The sequence below is a fragment of the Gordonia alkanivorans genome (genome assembly GCF_004011905.1).
Classification (GTDB): Bacteria; Actinomycetota; Actinomycetes; order Mycobacteriales; family Mycobacteriaceae; genus Gordonia; species Gordonia alkanivorans.
The window spans coordinates 1539950-1557599 of the sequence record NZ_CP027114.1 but is presented as its reverse complement, the minus strand read 5'-3'; the positions used below and the strand labels follow the sequence as shown (position 1 = coordinate 1557599).

Sequence of the window (17650 nt, the reverse complement as noted above, 5' to 3'; positions counted from 1 at the left end):
TCCGCTTCACCGTACCCCGCTCCCGTACGGTGAAGCGATGACCGAGTACCACTCCTACGCGCCGACCGAGGGGCACCGGCTCTCGCACGATCCCCTCAACGCGATCATCGCGCCGCGTCCGATCGGCTGGATCTCCACGGTGTCCGACGCCGGGGTGCGAAACCTCGCGCCCTACAGCTTCTTCAATCTCTTCAACTACTCCCCGCCGATCATCGGCTTCGCCAGCATCGGCTGGAAGGACACTGTCGCCAACGCGAAATCGACCGGCGAGTTCGTGTGGAATCTCGCGACCGACGCACTCGGCGAGAAGATGAACGCCACCTCGGCTGCGATCCCGGCGGATGCCGACGAGTTCGACCACGCCGGCCTCACGGCACTCGACTCCGACGTCGTACGACCGCCCCGGGTCGCCCAGAGCCCGGTCAACTTCGAGTGCCTGGTCACCGAGGTCTTTCAACTACGTTCCGCCGCAGGAGACTCCGTCGACACCTGGATGGTCCTCGGTGAGGTCGTCAAGGTGCACATCTCGCCGGAACTCCTGGGCGACGACCTGACCTACGACACCGCCCGCGCCCAGCCGCTGCTGCGCGCCGGCGGCCGGGGAGACTACTTCCTGCCGAGCAATGATCACCACCGCTACATGGAACGTCCGAAACCCCTGTCGCGCTAGCTTCCCGACGGGGCGCGCAGCTCCGAGGAGTTCGGCGTGAGGATGTCCGGAACCGAGAGCACCCCGACGAGTTCGTCGAGGACCGGCGCCGGATTCACCACACATGGGATGCCGTGCTCTGCAGCAGCTTTCACTGCGGCATTGGCACCCTTGCCGCCTCCGTGACTGCTCACGTCCGGCCCGACGACGGTCTCCCCGGGCCCCGGGAGTCGTTCGGCTGCGACGACCAGGTCGACGTTCACGGCCCCGATCACGAGCACCTTCGCCGCGTCGGCATCGGTCATGTCGGCTCCTTCGGTCAGCCCGATCGTCTGGCCCGATTGTGGCACCTCGCCTCGTCGCCTATCTGCTGTCGATCCCGCATCTCATCGCGTCACCTGTCAATCCATGTCATCTCCACCGATCCACCGGCCTCGACCGGCCCTGGTGGATCACGGCGTGGTCGACGCACCTCGCTTCGGCAGCACCCAGCCCGCACGCGGGAAATGGCAGGTGTAGCCGTTCGGGTAGTTGAGCAGGTAGTCCTGGTGCTCGGGTTCGGCCTCCCAGAACGGACCCGCCGGTTCGATGGTCGTGACGGCCGGCCCCGGCCACAGACCCGACGCATCCACGTCGGCGATCGTGTCCCGGGCCACCTGCTCCTGCTCCGGACTCAGCGGGAAGATCGCCGAGCGGTAGCTCGTCCCGACGTCGTTGCCCTGACGATCGCGGGTCGTCGGATCGTGGATCTGGAAGAAGAACGCCAGGATGTCCCGGTAGGTCGTCTCGTTCGGGTCGAAGACGATCTCGACGGCCTCGGCATGGCCGGGATGGTTGCGGTAGGTGGCGTGGTCGTTCTGTCCGCCGGTGTAGCCGACGCGGGTGTCGAGGACTCCCGGCTGCTTGCGGATCAGGTCCTCCATCCCCCAGAAACATCCGCCGGCGAGGACTGCGGTCTCGGTGCCGGGACGGACGGTGATCTGACCGGTGTCGATGGTCATGCGGTCTCCTCTTCGGTGTGGGTTGTGGTGGGGAACAGCTCGGTGTACTCGCCGTATCCCTCGGCCTCGAGGTCACGAACCGGAATGAACCGCAGTGCAGCCGAGTTCATGCAGAAGCGCTGCCCGCCGGCGTCTCGCGGCCCGTTGTCGAAGACGTGGCCGAGGTGGCTGTCGGCACCCGACGAACGCACCTCGGTGCGTCGCATCCACAGGGTCCGGTCGGACTTGGTGGTCACCGCGGCGGCGTCGATGGGCCTGGTGAAGCTAGGCCATCCGGTGCCGCTGTCGTACTTGTCGGTGGACGAGAACAGCGGCTGCCCGGAGACGACGTCGACGTAGATGCCGGGCTCGTGGTTGTCCCAGTACTCGTTGTCGAAGGCGCGCTCGGTGCCGTCGCGCTGGGTGACGCGGAACTGCGCGTCGGTGAGGCGGTTCAAGGCCTCGGGGGTCTTGCGGTATTCGTTGCTCACGATTCCTCCTGTCGACGCCGGCGCTCGTCAATCTGACCGGGCTTTTCGGCGTCATCGTGCACAACAACGCGGGGTCGCGATTTGGTCCCGCGCTCTGCTCGCCTTCACTTTTCGGACAATTCAGGCTGGTGAATCCGCAATCCGGTGCGGGTCTACCCTGAATCCCGCCCACGAACCGCCGGCGGTCAGGAGTTCCCCACGTGACGATCGAGCAAGGCGCCGAACCGGGCGTCGACGAGGGATACGAGCGCGGACTCACCGCGCGCACGGTCCAGATGATCGCCATCGGCGGCGCGATCGGCACCGGCCTCTTCTACGGGTCGGGCGGTGCCATCGAGAAGGCGGGACCGGCGCTCATCCTGGCCTACGCCCTCGCCGGACTCGCGATCTTCATCGTCATGCGCGCACTGGGCGAGTTGCTGATCTACCGCCCGATCTCGGGTGGCATCAGCGAATACGCCGACGAATTCCTCGGACGCTTCGCCGGGTTCAGCCAGGGCTGGACGTACTGGGCCGTCTGGACCACCACGTGCATGGCGGAGATCACGGTCGCCGGCAAGTACATCAACTACTGGTGGCCGTCGATCCCCGTCTGGGTGACCGCGCTGGTCGCCCTGGTCATCCTGTTCGCCGCCAACCTCATCTCCGTCGGGCTGTTCGGCAAGGCCGAGTTCTGGTTCTCGGCGATCAAGGTGACCGCGATCCTCGGCATGATCGTCGTCGGCATCGGCGTGCTGCTCCCCATCTCCGGTTTCGGTCCCGAGGTCGGACCGTCCGTCTCGAACCTGTGGAACGAGGGCGGGTTCTTCGCCACCGGCTTCAGCAACGCACTGCTCAGCCTGCAGATCGTCATGTTCGCCTACGTCGGTGTCGAGCTCGTCGGCGTCACCGCGGGCGAGGCCGAGAATCCGCGCGTCACGCTGCGCAAGGCGATCAACTCGGTGCCGTTCCGCATCGGCATCTTCTACGTCGGCGCCCTGTTCGTGATCCTGTCGGTGCGCAGCTGGAAGGACTACCAGGAGGGCGAGAGCCCGTTCGTCTCGGTGTTCTCCTACATCGGCATCCCTGGGGCCGCGGGCATCGTCAACTTCATCCTGCTGACCGCCGCCCTGTCGTCGTGCAACTCGGGCATCTACTCCACCGGCCGCATGCTGCGGTCGCTGGCGCACACCGGCGACGCCCCGAAGCAGTTGACCAAGCTGTCGAGCCGCAAGGTCCCGGCCGCGGGCATCACCCTGAGCGCAGCCGTCATGGTCCTCGGTGTGGTGGTGAACGTTCTCGACCCCGAGCACGCCTTCGCCTACATCACCGCGGTGTCCACGGTCGGGATCATCGTGATCTGGTCGACGATCCTGCTCTGCCAGATGGCCTACCGACGTAAGGTCGCGCGCGGCGAACTGCCCGCCTCCGACTATCGCGTTCCGGGCGCGCCGGTCACCACGTGGCTGGCGCTCGCGTTCCTCGCACTCGTCTTCGTGCTGCTGTTCTTCGACCAGGACGGCCGGATCGCGCTCCTCGTCGGCGCCGTGTGGTTCACCGGCGTCGGCGTCGGATATCTGGCATGGACCCGCAACGCCAGGGAGTTGGCCGACCGCGAGGTCTGACGATCAGCCGACGAACGAACCCGGATCAGATGGACGGGCGGCCCCGACGGAGATGTCCGTCGGGGCCGCCCGGGTTCGGGGGCGCCGAGTCCGGTCAGAGAAGAGTGACCGTGCCGGAGGTGCCGTCGACCTCGACCATGGCTCCGTCAGTGATCCGCCGGGTGGCTTCGGTGGCCGACACGACGCAGGGAATGCCCAACTCGCGACTGACGATCGCGGCGTGAGAGAACGGGGCGCCCACGTCGACGACGACCGCAGCGGCGGCGACGAACAGCGGAGTCCACGACGGATCGGTGATCGGTGCGACGAGGATGTCACCCGGCTCCAGGGCCGAGGGATCATCGGGATTCGTGAGAACCCTGGCGCGGCCGCGCGCAGTGCCGCCACAGGCGGGAACGCCGGTGATGGTGTCACCGCTGGATGCGGCAGCGACAGTCGATTCCGAACGCAGTGGCCATTCGCTGACCGGGGGCGGGGTGCCGTCCACGACGAACGGCGGTGTGCGATCGAAGAGGTCGAGGTAGACCTTCTCCCGCTCCACCAGGGTTTCCCGGTAGGACTCCGGGTTCTCGAGGAAGTCCGGCAGTTCGTCGGCGAACACCATGAAGATCTGGCGGCTCGAGTCGATCGCGCCCTTGTCCGCGAAGCGACGACCGAGTTCGATAGCCGGTAGACGGAGCTCGTGGATCAGCATGGCAGCGGTGGTTCGGCCTCGTTCGCGGCCTCGCATCCACAACGCGGACGCATTGAGAACCGCCTCGAACTGCGCGGAGGCTTCCGCGTCGGCGGCCAGGGTCTCGCGGATCGCCGCTGCTGCAGCATCGCGTTGCGCGGCGCGCTCGGCGGACTTCGCCTCCGGCGCTTCGTCATCCGAGACATCGCGCATTCGATCGATGGTTGCAAGGGCCAGGTCCGGGTCGACACCCCAGGTGATGGCTCGGATCTCCCACTCGGCGGGGCCACGGAAATCCCAGTCGGCGAGGAACGTGTCGAGCTCGGCGGTGAACTCCGCGACCGCGGCCGACTCGGAAGCCCTGAGCTTCGCGTAGAGGCCCTTGGTGCCTGCGTCGAAAAGAGCCGCGACGTCCGGATGCTGAGCCCGACGGCTGAGATCCCACATACGCAGCGAGGGGCCGGCGGAATCGACGTTGCCGAGTCCCGCGACGAGGGTGAGGGACTGTTCCGGCTTACCGACCGCCTCGGCCAGCTGTGCGATGGCACCGAGCCCGACACCGGACTTCAGGCTCGCCTCGATGTGATGCTTGAAGAGTCGACGCAAGAGGGTCTCGAACGACTTCATCCGCTCGACCAGCTCGGCGTCGGACAGCGTGGTCATGTCCGGCCGATTTCGACGGATCTCGTCGACCTCGTCGCGATCGGCGTCGTAGGCGGCGAGGTCGGTCGCGCCGAGAACCTGCTCGGCGAGCCACGCGCCGGCCTTGGCCTCGTACTCGGGGCTCTGGTCGAAGTCCCGCTTCTCACTCTCGTAGCTCGGGATGCCCGGCATGTCGCCGAAGTACTGCAGGTCGACCGCCTCGGCACCCATGCCCGGTACCCGCACACCGAACAGGCGCATCAGGGACATGTTGATGTAGAGGTAGCTCCCGAAGGCCGGAAGGATGTTGAAGTCGACCGAGTCGTCGTAGAGGTCGTCGTCCCACACCCCGCACGCGATGAACGCATCGCGCCATCCGGGTTCAAGAGTGCGCTGGAACCCGAGGGAAGCGTTCAGCGGGGTGATCGGGTCCGGGAAGATCTCACCGACGTTGGCGCGGGAGTACAGCGGGAAAACTTTCGAGGTCTCGTTCGAGATCGGCCAGGCAGTCATGTGTCCGGGCGTCCTTCCGTTTCGTCTTGGGCCAGCGGCCGAATCCTCGAACCGCTTCCGGCATCGCGCCGCCGGCTTGGCGGTTAGCGAACGCTGTGTCACATTATTCTGTGACACCACTCACGTTGTCAACCACTCGTAGCTGCTTGCCGCCCGTCTAAACACGCGATTTCGTCCGGCGACTCCGTCCCCACTGGACACAGATGTGATGAGTGAGTCACTATTTACGGCAGGCACGCCGGTGATGACAGGCTGCCGAGAGGAGAAGTCTGATGCGAGTGCTGGTCACCAACGACGACGGATACGACGCCGATGGGTTGATCGCGGTCGCGTCGGCGCTGATCGCGGCGGGACACGAGGTGGTCGTCGGCGCACCTAGTTCCGAGCGCAGCGGCAGTGGCAGTTCGTTGGGCACCATCGAGGACGGCGCGCTGATTCCCACGACCGAGCACCGGCTCGCCGAACTCGGTGACACCCCGGTGTTCGCGTTGGACTGTCCGCCGGCATTGACGACGATCGCGTTCTGCTCGGGCGCGTTCGGACCGCCGCCTGAGCTCGTGGTCAGCGGCATCAACGAGGGCCACAACACCGGACGCTCGATCCTGTTCTCGAGCACGGTCGGGGCCGTCCTCGCCGCGCGCGTGGCCGGAGTCGGGGGCATCGCGGTCAGTTGCGGCTTCGCCCCGCGTAGCCGCTACGACACCGCCGCGGCGGTGACCGAGCGCATCGTCGGGTGGATCGCCGATTCCAACGCCCCGCGAATGACGTTGAACGTCAATGTTCCTGACGTCGACTTCGCCGATCTCCGTGGTATCCGGATGACCTCGCTCGCCGCCAGGAGCATGTTCTCCCTTCGACTCTCACGCACCGAGAACGCACTGCTGATCAATCGTGTGCTGCGAGATGCCGGCTTCCGCGAGGGCACCGACAGTGCCGCCGTGGCCGACGGTTTCGTCTCGGTGTCGGCGTTGCGCGGAGTCGACGCGGACACCGAGCCCCTTCGCGACGCGGACGCAGCGGAGCGATTGGACGACGCATTGGGTCTGACGCGACTCGCCTGACAGCGCCGAGCAAACCTGTACACCGATTGAGCCGCCCGTCACCAGGTGACGGGCGGCTCGATCGATATGGAGCTCAGTCGCTGCTGCCGAACCGAGTTCTCACTCGTCACCGGCGCCGCGCTCGCGGCCCGACGTCAGCAGCAGGTCTTGGTGCAACTCCATCCAGATGTCGTGGTAGCTGTCGTACATCGGACGGGCGAACGCCGCGGTGTCGCCGTCGCGCACCTTCTGCAGTGCGACCGACAGTCGGGCGCTGTACCGACCCAACCGGGGAATGTCGGCGCCGACCGCATCCAGCGCAGCGGAGACCCGCTCGTGAACCTCGCCCAACTCGGCGACGACAGATGCGTCGTAGTCGGGATCGGTGTGATCGTTGGGCGTTTCGTCCGGACGAACCTGCCACGCGGAGCAGATTCTCTTGAAATCGCCGTTGATCGGTCCGAAGGCTTCGTGGAACGTACCCACTGCCACACGCTCGGAATCACCGAGCACGAACTCCGCGGCCAACCGCTCGTACTCCTCGCGGCCTGCCGGAGTGATCATCGTGCCGGAGATGCGTCCGCCCTCACGGCGCAGGACGAAGCCCGATTCCCGGAGCGCATCGACCGTCGCGGTCAGCGTGTCGGAGGCCAGACCCGTCAGCGCAGCCAAGGCCTCGTCACTGGCGAGTCCTTTCACCTTGAGGGCGTGCAGCACATCGAATTCGGCGGTTGAGGTCTTCGTCGTCATACTTTCTCTCCTTGAAACGTCGACGGGCTGGACAACTGTTGCGAATCGGGGACCTTCGACGAACCGGGGCCGGCGCCCTCGTCCGCGGTGGCGAAGCGGTCGACCAGTGTGCGCTTGTCGAGCTTGCCGGTGGGGAGGCGGGGTAGGTCCGTGGTGAATTCGACGGATCTGGGCGCCTTGAAGTGCGCCAGGCGCTCGCGCGCGTGGTCGATCAACTCGGCCTCGGTGACCACCGCTCCGGGGCGCACCTCGACGACCGCCTTGACCGACTCGCCGAACTCGGCATCCGGGACACCGACCACCGCCACGTCGGCGACGGCGGGGTGAGCCATCAGGGCCGTCTCGATCTCCTCGGGGTAGATGTTGACCCCGCCCGAGATGATCATGAAGCCACGACGCCCGACGAGATAGAGGAAACCCTCGTCGTCGAGGTACCCGATGTCCCCCATCTGCTTCAGTGCCGGACGGGAGGCGTCACCGGAACCGGCGGTGGCCTCGAAGCAGACTGTGCCCTGTTCGCCGGGGTCGACGTCGGCGCCGTCGGCGCCGTCGGCGTCGGTGATGTGCACCCTGGCAGCGCCGAGGGGGCGGCCGACCGACCCGGGGTGCGACTGCGCCTCCAGCGGCGAGATGTAGGTGTGGCCATAGCCTTCGGAGGCTCCGTAGTACTCGTGGAGGATCGGCCCCCACCAGTCGAAGATCGCCGTCTTGACGTGCGGCGGGCACGGGGCACCGGACGTGAAGGCCACCTGGTGACGGGGCGAGAGCGCGATGGATTCCCGATCCGGTAGACGCAGCAGGCGGACCAGCATGGTCGGCACCCACTGTGAGTGGGTGACGCCGTGGTCGACGATCGCCCTCATCGCCCCTGCGGCGTCGAACCTCTCCATGCACACCACCGTGCCGCCGGCAGCCAAGGTGATCAGTTGGAACGTGAACGGCGCCGCGTGATAGTTGGGTGCCGGGGAGAGCAGGACAGAGTCGGCACCGACCCCGAGCTTGTCGACCAGCCCGGAGTGTCGGCGCGGCGCCTCGGAGGGATGTACTCCGAGCAGTGGCTGGGCGAACCGTTTCGGGCGCCCGGTGGTCCCGCCGCTGTAGAGCACTCGCGCACCGAGCAACTCGGTTTCCAGTGGGTCGGTGGATTGACCGGCGAGGGCCGTATCCCACTCGACACACCCCTCGACCGCCCCGTCGGCGCACACGATCACCGGGTGATCGTCGGTCGTGCCGCCCACCGCGGCGACCACCTGCCCGGCGAGCGCAACGCTGGTGACTATCGCCGCCGGACGGTCCTCACTGATGAGTGCCGCCAACTCGGCAGGCTTGAGGTGCCAGTTCACCGGCGTCACGTAGAGGCCACTGCGCATCCCGGCGGCCACCGCCACCGGCCAGGCCAGGTTGTTCTCCATCACCAACACGACCGAGCCGCCCGGGCCGACGCCGCGCGACTGCCAGAATCGAGCCAGCTGGTTCGATCGTCGATCGAGCTCGGCGTAGGTGATGCGCTCCCCCGACCCCGCCATCACATAGGCGATGGCGTCGGGGCGGTCACGCACGGTCGGCGGTGGGTACACGTCACTCCTGATTGCGAATCGCAAGTCGCATTGCTCACCCCCGGACGATCAGCCGGTTATCGCAGGCAAGCAACCTCGGACTTTTCTCTTGTTGTGGTTCACAACACACCATAGACTATGGTTTAGTGAAAGTGCAGTCACAAACCAGAGTCTTTTGGAGACGACATGACAATCGCTGACAACATCGACTTGATGGATCTCAGCCCCTTCGCCGCGGGCGTCGACCACGAGCTGTTCGCACAGCTGCGCGACACGGACCCGCTGCACTGGAACGCCGAACACGATGGCCCGGGATTCTGGTCGGTGATCCGCTACGAGGACATCAAGGCCGTGGCCTCCAACGCCGAAGACTTCACTGTCACGCAGGGTACCCAGATCGCCAGTCGACGCGCCGAAGGAGAGGGTGCGCGCAGCATCCACCACGTCGACCCTCCCGAGCACGGCAAGCTGCGCGGCATCGTCACCCCACATGTGCGGCCCGTGAAGCTCAAGTCGCTCGAAGGCGACATCGCCGCCGTCATCGACGAACTCCTCGATGCCCACACCGGCACCGGTGACATCGACTTCGTCGCATCCATCGCCGCGCAGCTCCCCCTGGTGATGATCGGGCGCCTCCTCGGCGCACCGCTCGAGGACTGCCCGAACCTGTTGCGCTGGACGAACCAGATGGCCAGCGAGGATCCCGACTACTCCGAGGGACCCGAAACCGCGGTGAAAGCGCGTGACGAGGTCTTCGACTACTTCCGCGGGCTGGAGAAACTCCGCCGTGAATGCCCCGCCGACGATCTGATCAGCGTGCTGACCGCGGCCGAACTCGACGGTGTACCGCTCAGCCGTGGCTACCTCGACGCCTACTACCTGATCCTGATGGTCGCGGGCAACGAGACGACGCGCAATCTGCTGTCGGGCGGGGTCAACGTCCTGTCCGAGAATCCGCAGTGGTGGGACTTCATGCGTGAGAACCCCGCCAAGATCCGGGTGGTCGTCGAGGAGATGGTTCGCTGGGTCTCGCCGGTCCTTTCCATGCGGCGCACCGCAACCCGCGACCTCGAGATGCACGGCAAGACCATCCGCCAGGGCGACAAGGTCGTGATGTGGTTCTGCTCGGCAAATCGCGACGAACGCGCCTTCGAGAACCCGGAGACGTTCGTCGGCAACCGCTTCCCCAACGAGCACGTCGGCTTCGGGTGGGGCGCGCATGCCTGTCTCGGCTCGAACCTCGCGCGGATGGAAGCACGGCTCTTCTTCACCCGCGTCATCGAGCGCGGACTGGACATCAAGGTGCTCGATCAGCCGAATCGATTGCAGAGCAACTTCTTCCGTGGCATCAAGTCGCTCCCGGTCCGGATCGAAGCAACCCGATGAGCGCTATCGGCGAGCTGGAGACACCCGCCGGCGTCGGAGCGGGTCCCGCGGCCCTGATCGAGGACCGCGTCATCGCCGATGGCGCACCGATCCCGGTGATCAACCCGTTCACCGACCGCGAGATCGGTACGACCCATGAGGCCGGTGGTGCCATCGTCGACGAGGCCGTCGCCGCAGCCGTGGCCGCCCTGCCGTCATGGTCCCGGACCAGCGCGGCGCATCGGGCAACGGTGTTGCGTGCGACCGCGGATCTGATCGATCACCATGGTCACCGGATCGCGGCGACCGTAACCTCCGAGATGGGAATGCCGACCGCTCTGTCCACCACCACCCAGCAAGTGCTGCCTGCATCGGTCCTGCGCGCCACCGCAGACGCTGCCGAGCGCTTTCCCTGGGAGCAGACCGTGGACGGCGCGATCGTGCGCCGCGTTGCCGGCGGCGTCGTCGCGGCGATCACACCGTGGAACATGCCCGTACATCAGATCATCGCCAAGGTCGCCGCCGCCTTCGCCGCCGGCTGCACCGTGGTGCTCAAGCCCTCCGAGGCGACGCCCTTCGATGCCGCACTGGTCCGTCGGTGCTTCCTCGAAGCCGGGCTTCCCGCAGGCGCATTCGCCATCGTGAACGGCACGGGACCAGAGACCGGGCAGGCGTTGTCGTCACACCCGGACATCACCCATGTGTCGTTCACCGGTAGCGTCCGCGGCGGAAAAGCCGTCGCTGCGGCGGCCGCAGAGTCACTGGCCCGGACCACGCTCGAACTCGGCGGCAAGTCACCCGCCGTGGTGCTGCCCGACGCCGACCTCGACGCCGTCGTCCCGAGGATCCTGGCCTCCGGGCTGGTCAACTCCGGCCAGGCCTGCAACGCGACCACACGACTCGTGCTCCCCGCCGCGCATGCCGACCGCATCGAGCAGCTGATCGGCGATGCGCTCGCCGAACTCGTGTTCGGCGACCCGACAGCACCCCAGACCACCCATGGTCCGCTGGCATCAGCCGCGCACGCCCGCCGAGTTCTGGACCACATCGATCTCGCCCGGCACGACGGTGGTCGCGTGATCGCCGGTACCGGAGAGCAACTCGGCATAGGCAACTCCCGCTGCTTCGTGGCCCCGATCGTCTTCGGTGATCTCGACCGCTCCGCGTCCGCGGTGCACGAGGAGATCTTCGGACCGGTCCTGGTGGTGCAGTATTACCGCGATGTGGCCGAGGCGATCGAGGTGGCCAACGACAGCCAGTACGGCCTGTCCGCCGAGGTGTGGTCCGCAGACCGGGATCACGCGGTCGAAGTCGCGACACACCTCGAGGTCGGCCAGGTCAAGATCAACGGGGTGCGTACCCGCGAACGGCCCACCGTCCCCTTCGGTGGGGTCAAGAACTCCGGCTACGGACGCGAACTCGGCAGTGTGGGTATCGCCGAGTTCACCGAGGTATCGGCGGTGATGGCATGAACGACGCCTCCTCCATCGCACGTACGGTGATCGTCACCGGCGCCGCGTCGGGAATCGGTCTGGCCCTGGTGAATCGGCTGCTCGACCGAGAGCCGGACACCCGCGTCATCGCGATCGACATAGCCGCCTGCCCGGACGATCGCGCGCACTCCCTCCGGTGCGACCTGTCCGACCTGGCGGCCATCGCAACACTGGATCTACCCGACCACGTCGACGCATTGGCCAACGTCGCCGGCGTGCCGGGCACCGCGCCGGCCGAGACCGTCCTGGCGGTGAACACCCTGGGCCTGCGGGCGCTGACATTCGCTGTGCTCGAGCGGATGTCAGGAGGTGCGGTCGTCAACGTGGCCTCGATCGCGGCACACCGGAACACCCTGGGGCACGACGACATCGTCGAACTCCTCGAGGTCCGCGACCGCGACGAGCTACGTGAATGGCTGGACCGGACACAGCTAGACGGCCCGGCGGCCTACGACACGTCCAAGCGTGCTGTCGTGGATTGGACCATCGCCTTGTCGGCGTCTCTGCAGGCCCGAGGCATCCGCGTGCTGTCGGTCAGTCCCGGACCCACCGACACCCCGATCCTCACCGACTTCGAACAGTCCATGGGCGTCGACGCCATTGCACGGTCGGCATCGATGGTCGGCCGCCATGGCACCGCCGCGGAATCGGCGTCGGTGATCGACTTCCTGCTCAGCCCTGCTGCAGACTGGGTCAACGGCATCGACGTCCCGGTCGAAGGCGGACTCACCGCGCTGCGTTCAGCAGCCCTCCCCACCCCTCTGTCCCAGCCTCGAGCTCGGGTCGACACCACCGAGTGAAAGGACCACTCTGATGAACACACCCGCTGTCCTGGCACTGGACGGGACCGCTCCGGCCGACCGGGAGTTGCTGGGAGGCAAGGCCTACAGCGTCAACCGCATGCGGTCGCTGGGGCTGCCGGTCCCGCCGGCCTTCGCCATCACCACGCCGGTCTGTGCACGGTTCCACGACAACGGAGGCCAGCTCCCCGACGAGGTGTGGGACGAGGTCGTCAACCAACTGCATGTCCTCGAACAGCAGACCGGAAAGACTTTCGGCGCCGGACCGTTTCCCCTTCTGGTGTCGGTGCGTTCGGGTGCCGCGCAGAGCATGCCCGGGATGATGGACACCGTCCTCAACCTGGGTCTGACCGAGCAGCTGACCGCCGAGCTGGCCGAGGCGACCGGGGACCACGACTGGGCGCGCGACACCTGGGCGCGGTTCTGCGCGGGATACGGCGAGATCGTTCTCGGTGACGCCACGTCCGCACCCCCCGCCGATCCGTACGACCAGTTGCGCGAGGCCATCGGCGCGGTGTTCCGCTCGTGGACCAATGAGCGGGTCACTGCGTATCGCCGCCACCACGGACTCGGCGAGGGCGGTGGCACCGCGGTGACCGTGCAGGCCATGGTGTTCGGGAATCGCGACGAGCAGTCCGGCACCGGTGTGATCTTCAGCCGCGACCCGGCCACCGGCGACCCTCAGCTCTTCGGCGAATGGCTTTCGCAAGCACAGGGAGAGGACGTGGTCTCCGGAGAACGCACTCCGCAGACGATCGATCAGTTCCAGGTTCACTCCCCGCAGCTGCACCGGGATCTGAGTGCGATCTCGGCCACTCTGGAAGCCGAGCATCGCGATCTGGTCGACATCGAGTTCACCGTCGAGAGCGGCACGCTCTACATGCTGCAATGTCGATCGGGCAAACGGTCTGCACGTGCGGCGGTACGCATTGCCGTCGATCTGGCCCGTGAGGGCCTCATCAGCCGCGAGGAGGCCGTCTCGCGCATCAGCGCAGAGCAGGCCGAGACCCTCGCGCAGCACAACTCGGCCGACGCGTGCGCCGAACTGCTCGCCTCGGGCACGGGCGCAGGACCGGGAGCCGCCGTCGGCGTCGTCTACACGGACACCGACGCCGCCTGCATCGCGGCCGCCGAGGGCGAACGCGTGGTCCTCGTGCGCCCATCGACCTCCCCTGCCGATGTCCCGGCGATGTTCGACTCCGTCGCCGTGGTCACGGAGGTCGGCGGAACCACCTCTCATGCCGCACTCGTGTGCCGCGAGATCGGCGTCCCGTGCGTCGTCGGCTGTGGGATCGGCCTCTCGCAGACCTTGGCGGGACAGACGGTCACCGTCGACGGTACGACCGGAAAGGTCTACGCAGGCGACGCATTGAACTCCGGGAACACCAGCGACGAGTATCTCGACGAACTGCTGTCGTTCCTCCCCGACACCTTGCCTGATGACCATCCGCTGAAGGCACTACAGGCAGCGCGGTCGCTGGAAGGAGCGACCCGGTGAGTACCGAGACCGGCCCGGGCACACGCGAGCACGACGGGATCAACGCGGCCTATTCGGCGGCCGGACTGCTCGACGAGACCGCGGTCTCGACCAAACGCGCCAACAAGCGCGGTGAACAGACCCGCGACAAACTGGTGAAAGCGGCCACCGAGTGCTTCACCGAGTACGGATACACCCGCACCCGCATCTCGGACATCACCCACCGCGCCAACGTTTCTCAAGGCAACTTCTACCGTCACTTCGTAGGCCTGGACGACATCTTCCTCGCGGCTCTCCGGCCGTCGCTGCAGGAACTGGCCACCGCCCGGTTGCGGCCCGACCGAACCCACGGTGAGTTGGAATCGCTGATCGAGGTCAACACGACATATCTACAGGCCTACGCCCGTAGCCGCCACATGCTGCGCCTGCTCCGCGAGGCCGCCGCGGCCAGCGAGAACCCGGGATTCAAACAGTTGTGGCTCAACCTTCGTGGAGACTTCGTCCGACGCACCGAACGTTGGCTCGAACGCCTCGTCGCGAGCGGCGCGATCGAAAGCTGTGACACCAATCTGCTCGCGGAGACGCTGGGATGTGCCACCGAACAGATGGCCTACATCCATGTCGGCCTGCCGACCAGCACCCCTCGACGAGAGCGACTCGAAGCGCTCGGCACCGCACTCGGCGAACTGTGGTACCGAGCCATTCCCCTCATCTCCAGGACCACCACATGACCCAATCGACCATCTCTCCCGTCGCACGGACCCTCGGCATCGACGTGACCGTCACCGCGGTCATCGACGAGACCCCGGAGGCCCGCACGATCGTGCTGGACTTCCCTGCCGGCACCGACTACCGGCCCGGACAGTTCATCACCGTCCGTATCCCCAGTGACCGCACCGGCCCCGTCGCCCGCAGCTACTCCCTGTCCACGGCCCCGAACGTCGACGCTTCCCCGGCGATCACCGTCAAACGAACCCGCGGCGGCTACGGGTCGAACTGGTTGTGCGACAACGCCGAACCGGGATTGGTGCTGCATATCCTCCCACCGTCGGGCGTCTTCACGCCACGGTCCTGGGAAGGACCGCTGTACCTCTTCGCGGCCGGAAGCGGGGTGACCCCGGTGATGTCGATCCTGCGTTCGGCACTGGCGGAGCACGACACCGACGTGGTGTTGTTCTACGCCAACCGCGACCATGAGTCGACCATCTTCGCGAGCGCGATCGACGAACTGACAGCTCGTCATCCCGCGCGACTGACCGTGAACCACTGGCTCGAAACCGAGCGGGGTCTTCCCACCGCGGATGCGGTCAGCGGAGTCCTCACCGACGCAGTCGGTACGGGCGAAGCATTCATCTGTGGCCCAGCACCTTTCATGGACCTCGTCGAGCACACCCTGCGGGCACACGGCATCCACCACGACCGGGTACACGTCGAGCGATATGTGTCGTTGACCGGGGATCCGTTCACGCTGGACGCTCCCGTTCACGAGGGCTCCGGCGCATCGGAGATCACGGTCACCATCGACGGAGACGTCCGAGCCATCCGGTGCGGCACGGACACCGTCCTGCTCGACGCGCTCCTCGCCGCGGACGTCGACGCCCCGTACTCGTGTCGCGAAGGGGACTGCGGGTCGTGTGTGGCACGCCTGACCGCCGGAGAAGTAGACCACGGCAACGGGATTGCACTGGAACCCGAGGACATCGACGACGGCTACCTGCTGACCTGTCAGGCGACCCCGACGAGCGACCGCATCGGGATCGAGTTCGACTGAACAACTCTCAGACCTGATCCGATCCGGTCATCGGCGCAGCGCCGTCCGGAGCACTCGCGCCTGGGGAACCCTCCGGGCCGGATCCTCTCGTGTAATTCCTGGAATACATCGAGAATCCCCACTTTCCATCGCGCCTGAAGGCGGCGCCCCTTCGCGAAAGGACCAGTCGTGCACACTGAACCCGAGGACAGATCACTGGAAGGCCGCACCCTGATCATGTCGGGCGGCAGCCGAGGAATCGGCGAGGCGATCGCGATCCAGGCGGCCCGTCGAGGAGCCAACGTGGCCCTGATCGCGAAAACGACCGAGCCGCACCCGAAGCTGCCCGGCACCATCTACACCGCGGCTGCTGCGATCGAGTCGGCCGGCGGCAAGGCGCTGCCACTTGTCGGTGACATCAGGGACGACGAGTCGGTGGCCGACGCCGTCGTGCGCACGGTCGAACAGTTCGGTGGCATCGACGTCGTCGTGAACAACGCCAGCGCGCTCGATCTGACACCGACCGCAGATATCAGCATGAAGAAGTACGACCTCATGCAGGACATCAACGCGCGCGGCGCCTTTCTCCTGACGAAGACCGCCATCCCGCATCTACGGCGATCGGCCAACCCGCACGTCCTGACCCTGTCGCCGCCGCTCAACCTCGAGCCGAAGTGGTTCGCGGACATAGGGACTGCGTACACGATCTCGAAATTCTCGATGTCCCTCGTAACCATCGGACTTGCCGCCGAGCTCGCCGGCGACGGCATCGCCGTGAATTCCCTGTGGCCGCGAACGACCATCAACACGGCGGCGGTTCGCAACATCTTGAGTGAGGAACTCATCTCGCGTAGCCGAACGCCGGACATCATGGCCGATGCAGCGATCAGCATCATCACCAAGCCCTCCGACCTCGTCACCGGACGGTGCTTCATCGATGACGAGGTCCTGGCCGGTGACGGTGTGACCGATTTCTCGGGTTATCGCGTCGTACCCGGCGACGTGGAGCTGGAACTGGATTTCTGGATGGAGTGGGCATGAGTTCGGTCATTTTCGGAGTGGACGATCGAGGTGTTGCCTCCATCGAACTCAACCGGCCGTCCGCGGGCAATGCACTCGATCTCGAGGTCGCCGGCGGCCTCGCACAGGCGATCACGTCGATCCGCGAGAATGCCGACGTACGGGTCGTCCGCCTGTCTTCGACCGGAAAGATCTTCTGCGCGGGCGGCGACGTACGGGCGATGGCAGCGGCGTCGGACCGCCCGCGGTTCCTCGCCGACCTCGCGGGGTCCATACATCGTTCGCTCATCGCACTCGACGAGCTGCCCGTCCCGATAGTCGCCGCAATCCAGGGCCCGGTTGCGGGCGCCGGGCTCGGCCTTCTCCTTGCAGCCGACTATGTGGCCGCCACTCCCGCCAGCTCTTACGTCGCTGCGTACTCGATGATCGGGTTGTCACCGGATTGTGGGGTGTCGATCGGCCTCCCCCGCGCGATCGGCATGCGGCGGGCGCTTCAGATGCTCGTTCTCAACGAACGTATCGATGCGTCGACCGCACTCGCGTGGGGCCTCGTGGATGCGGTGGTGGAGCTGGACGAACTCGCCACCGACGTCGACGGTGTTGTGTCACTGCTTCTCGATCGACAGACGTCGGCCGTCGGCCAGGCACGGAGGCTCGTTCGAGCGTCCTACCAGCGGGAATTTGCCGAGCACCTCGACGATGAAGCCCTGACCATCACCCGTCTGGGCGGTACCGAAGAAGTGGGCGCCTTGCTCTCTTCCCGCTCGAAGTGACCGCCTGGAAGCGGTCCTGACCGGGCTGGTGACCGCCGCCCTTCCGTCTGATCGTCGGCCCGCCGCGTCGTCGA

General features: G+C 66.5%; 17 protein-coding genes. 11 read left to right on the top strand and 6 right to left on the bottom strand.

Going from position 1 to position 17650, the window contains the following annotated elements:
- Positions 1-37 precede the first annotated feature (37 nt).
- Positions 38-670, top strand: a complete 633-nt coding sequence (locus C5O27_RS07105; RefSeq protein ID WP_127962295.1) for a flavin reductase family protein — start codon at positions 38-40, stop codon at positions 668-670.
- On the opposite strand, the gene C5O27_RS23200 is transcribed toward C5O27_RS07105, so the two are convergent.
- The 3 genes from C5O27_RS23200 to msrB form a co-directional block, all read right to left on the bottom strand.
- The gene (locus C5O27_RS23200) at positions 667-954 is read right to left on the bottom strand and encodes a hypothetical protein (protein WP_425269599.1); all 288 of its coding nucleotides are present in this window, start codon (positions 952-954) and stop codon (positions 667-669) included. The genes C5O27_RS07105 and C5O27_RS23200 overlap by 4 nt on opposite strands.
- A 147-nt stretch (positions 955-1101) precedes the next feature.
- Entirely contained in the window at positions 1102-1650 is a 549-nt protein-coding gene (gene msrA / locus C5O27_RS07095; RefSeq protein ID WP_127962294.1) for a peptide-methionine (S)-S-oxide reductase MsrA, read from the bottom strand.
- Positions 1647-2120 (bottom strand): peptide-methionine (R)-S-oxide reductase MsrB, encoded by a 474-nt coding sequence (msrB, locus tag C5O27_RS07090; RefSeq protein WP_127962293.1) that lies wholly within the window; start codon positions 2118-2120, stop codon positions 1647-1649. The genes msrA and msrB overlap by 4 nt, the downstream gene beginning before the upstream one ends.
- Before the next feature lie 200 nt (positions 2121-2320).
- Between msrB and C5O27_RS07085 the strand changes: the two genes are divergently transcribed.
- Positions 2321-3724: an amino acid permease gene (locus C5O27_RS07085; RefSeq protein WP_127962292.1), complete on the top strand. Its 1404-nt coding sequence runs from the start codon at positions 2321-2323 to the stop codon at positions 3722-3724.
- 94 nt (positions 3725-3818) lie between these two features.
- Here the strand turns inward: C5O27_RS07085 and C5O27_RS07080 are convergent, their stop codons facing one another.
- Positions 3819-5552: a PEP-utilizing enzyme gene (locus tag C5O27_RS07080; protein ID WP_127962291.1), complete on the bottom strand. Its 1734-nt coding sequence runs from the start codon at positions 5550-5552 to the stop codon at positions 3819-3821.
- 272 nt (positions 5553-5824) lie between these two features.
- Between C5O27_RS07080 and surE the strand changes: the two genes are divergently transcribed.
- On the top strand, positions 5825-6613 hold the full coding sequence (surE, locus tag C5O27_RS07075) for a 5'/3'-nucleotidase SurE (RefSeq protein ID WP_127962290.1): 789 nt from the start codon (positions 5825-5827) through the stop codon (positions 6611-6613).
- Positions 6614-6712: 99 nt separating this feature from the next.
- Here the strand turns inward: surE and C5O27_RS07070 are convergent, their stop codons facing one another.
- Positions 6713-7342 carry a MarR family winged helix-turn-helix transcriptional regulator gene (locus C5O27_RS07070; protein WP_005197962.1) on the bottom strand — a complete coding sequence of 210 codons (630 nt, stop codon included), beginning with the start codon at positions 7340-7342 and terminating at the stop codon, positions 6713-6715.
- Positions 7339-8919, bottom strand: a complete 1581-nt coding sequence (locus C5O27_RS07065; protein ID WP_127962289.1) for an AMP-binding protein — start codon at positions 8917-8919, stop codon at positions 7339-7341. The genes C5O27_RS07070 and C5O27_RS07065 overlap by 4 nt, the downstream gene beginning before the upstream one ends.
- A 165-nt stretch (positions 8920-9084) precedes the next feature.
- On the opposite strand from C5O27_RS07065, the gene C5O27_RS07060 reads away from it, so the two are divergent.
- The 8 genes from C5O27_RS07060 to C5O27_RS07025 all read left to right on the top strand — a co-directional run bounded on the left by C5O27_RS07060 (position 9085) and on the right by C5O27_RS07025 (position 17576).
- Positions 9085-10284 carry a cytochrome P450 gene (locus C5O27_RS07060; protein WP_127962288.1) on the top strand — a complete coding sequence of 400 codons (1200 nt, stop codon included), beginning with the start codon at positions 9085-9087 and terminating at the stop codon, positions 10282-10284.
- Complete coding sequence (locus C5O27_RS07055) at positions 10281-11735, top strand: aldehyde dehydrogenase family protein (protein WP_127962287.1); 1455 nt, start codon at positions 10281-10283, stop codon at positions 11733-11735. The genes C5O27_RS07060 and C5O27_RS07055 overlap by 4 nt, the downstream gene beginning before the upstream one ends.
- Positions 11732-12556, top strand: coding sequence for an SDR family oxidoreductase (locus C5O27_RS07050; protein WP_127962286.1), 825 nt, complete (start codon positions 11732-11734; stop codon positions 12554-12556). Before C5O27_RS07055 ends, C5O27_RS07050 begins: the two co-directional genes overlap by 4 nt.
- 13 nt (positions 12557-12569) lie before the next feature.
- Positions 12570-14054 (top strand): pyruvate, phosphate dikinase, encoded by a 1485-nt coding sequence (locus C5O27_RS07045; protein WP_127962285.1) that lies wholly within the window; start codon positions 12570-12572, stop codon positions 14052-14054.
- The gene (locus tag C5O27_RS07040; protein WP_127962284.1) at positions 14051-14764 is read left to right on the top strand and encodes a TetR/AcrR family transcriptional regulator; all 714 of its coding nucleotides are present in this window, start codon (positions 14051-14053) and stop codon (positions 14762-14764) included. The genes C5O27_RS07045 and C5O27_RS07040 overlap by 4 nt, the downstream gene beginning before the upstream one ends.
- Positions 14761-15804: a ferredoxin--NADP reductase gene (locus tag C5O27_RS07035; protein ID WP_127962283.1), complete on the top strand. Its 1044-nt coding sequence runs from the start codon at positions 14761-14763 to the stop codon at positions 15802-15804. Before C5O27_RS07040 ends, C5O27_RS07035 begins: the two co-directional genes overlap by 4 nt.
- A gap of 168 nt (positions 15805-15972) precedes the next feature.
- Positions 15973-16824: an SDR family oxidoreductase gene (locus C5O27_RS07030; protein WP_005197938.1), complete on the top strand. Its 852-nt coding sequence runs from the start codon at positions 15973-15975 to the stop codon at positions 16822-16824.
- A complete protein-coding gene (locus C5O27_RS07025; protein WP_127962282.1) occupies positions 16821-17576 on the top strand; it encodes an enoyl-CoA hydratase/isomerase family protein in 756 nt (251 codons plus the stop codon). The genes C5O27_RS07030 and C5O27_RS07025 overlap by 4 nt, the downstream gene beginning before the upstream one ends.
- Positions 17577-17650: the final 74 nt, after the last annotated feature.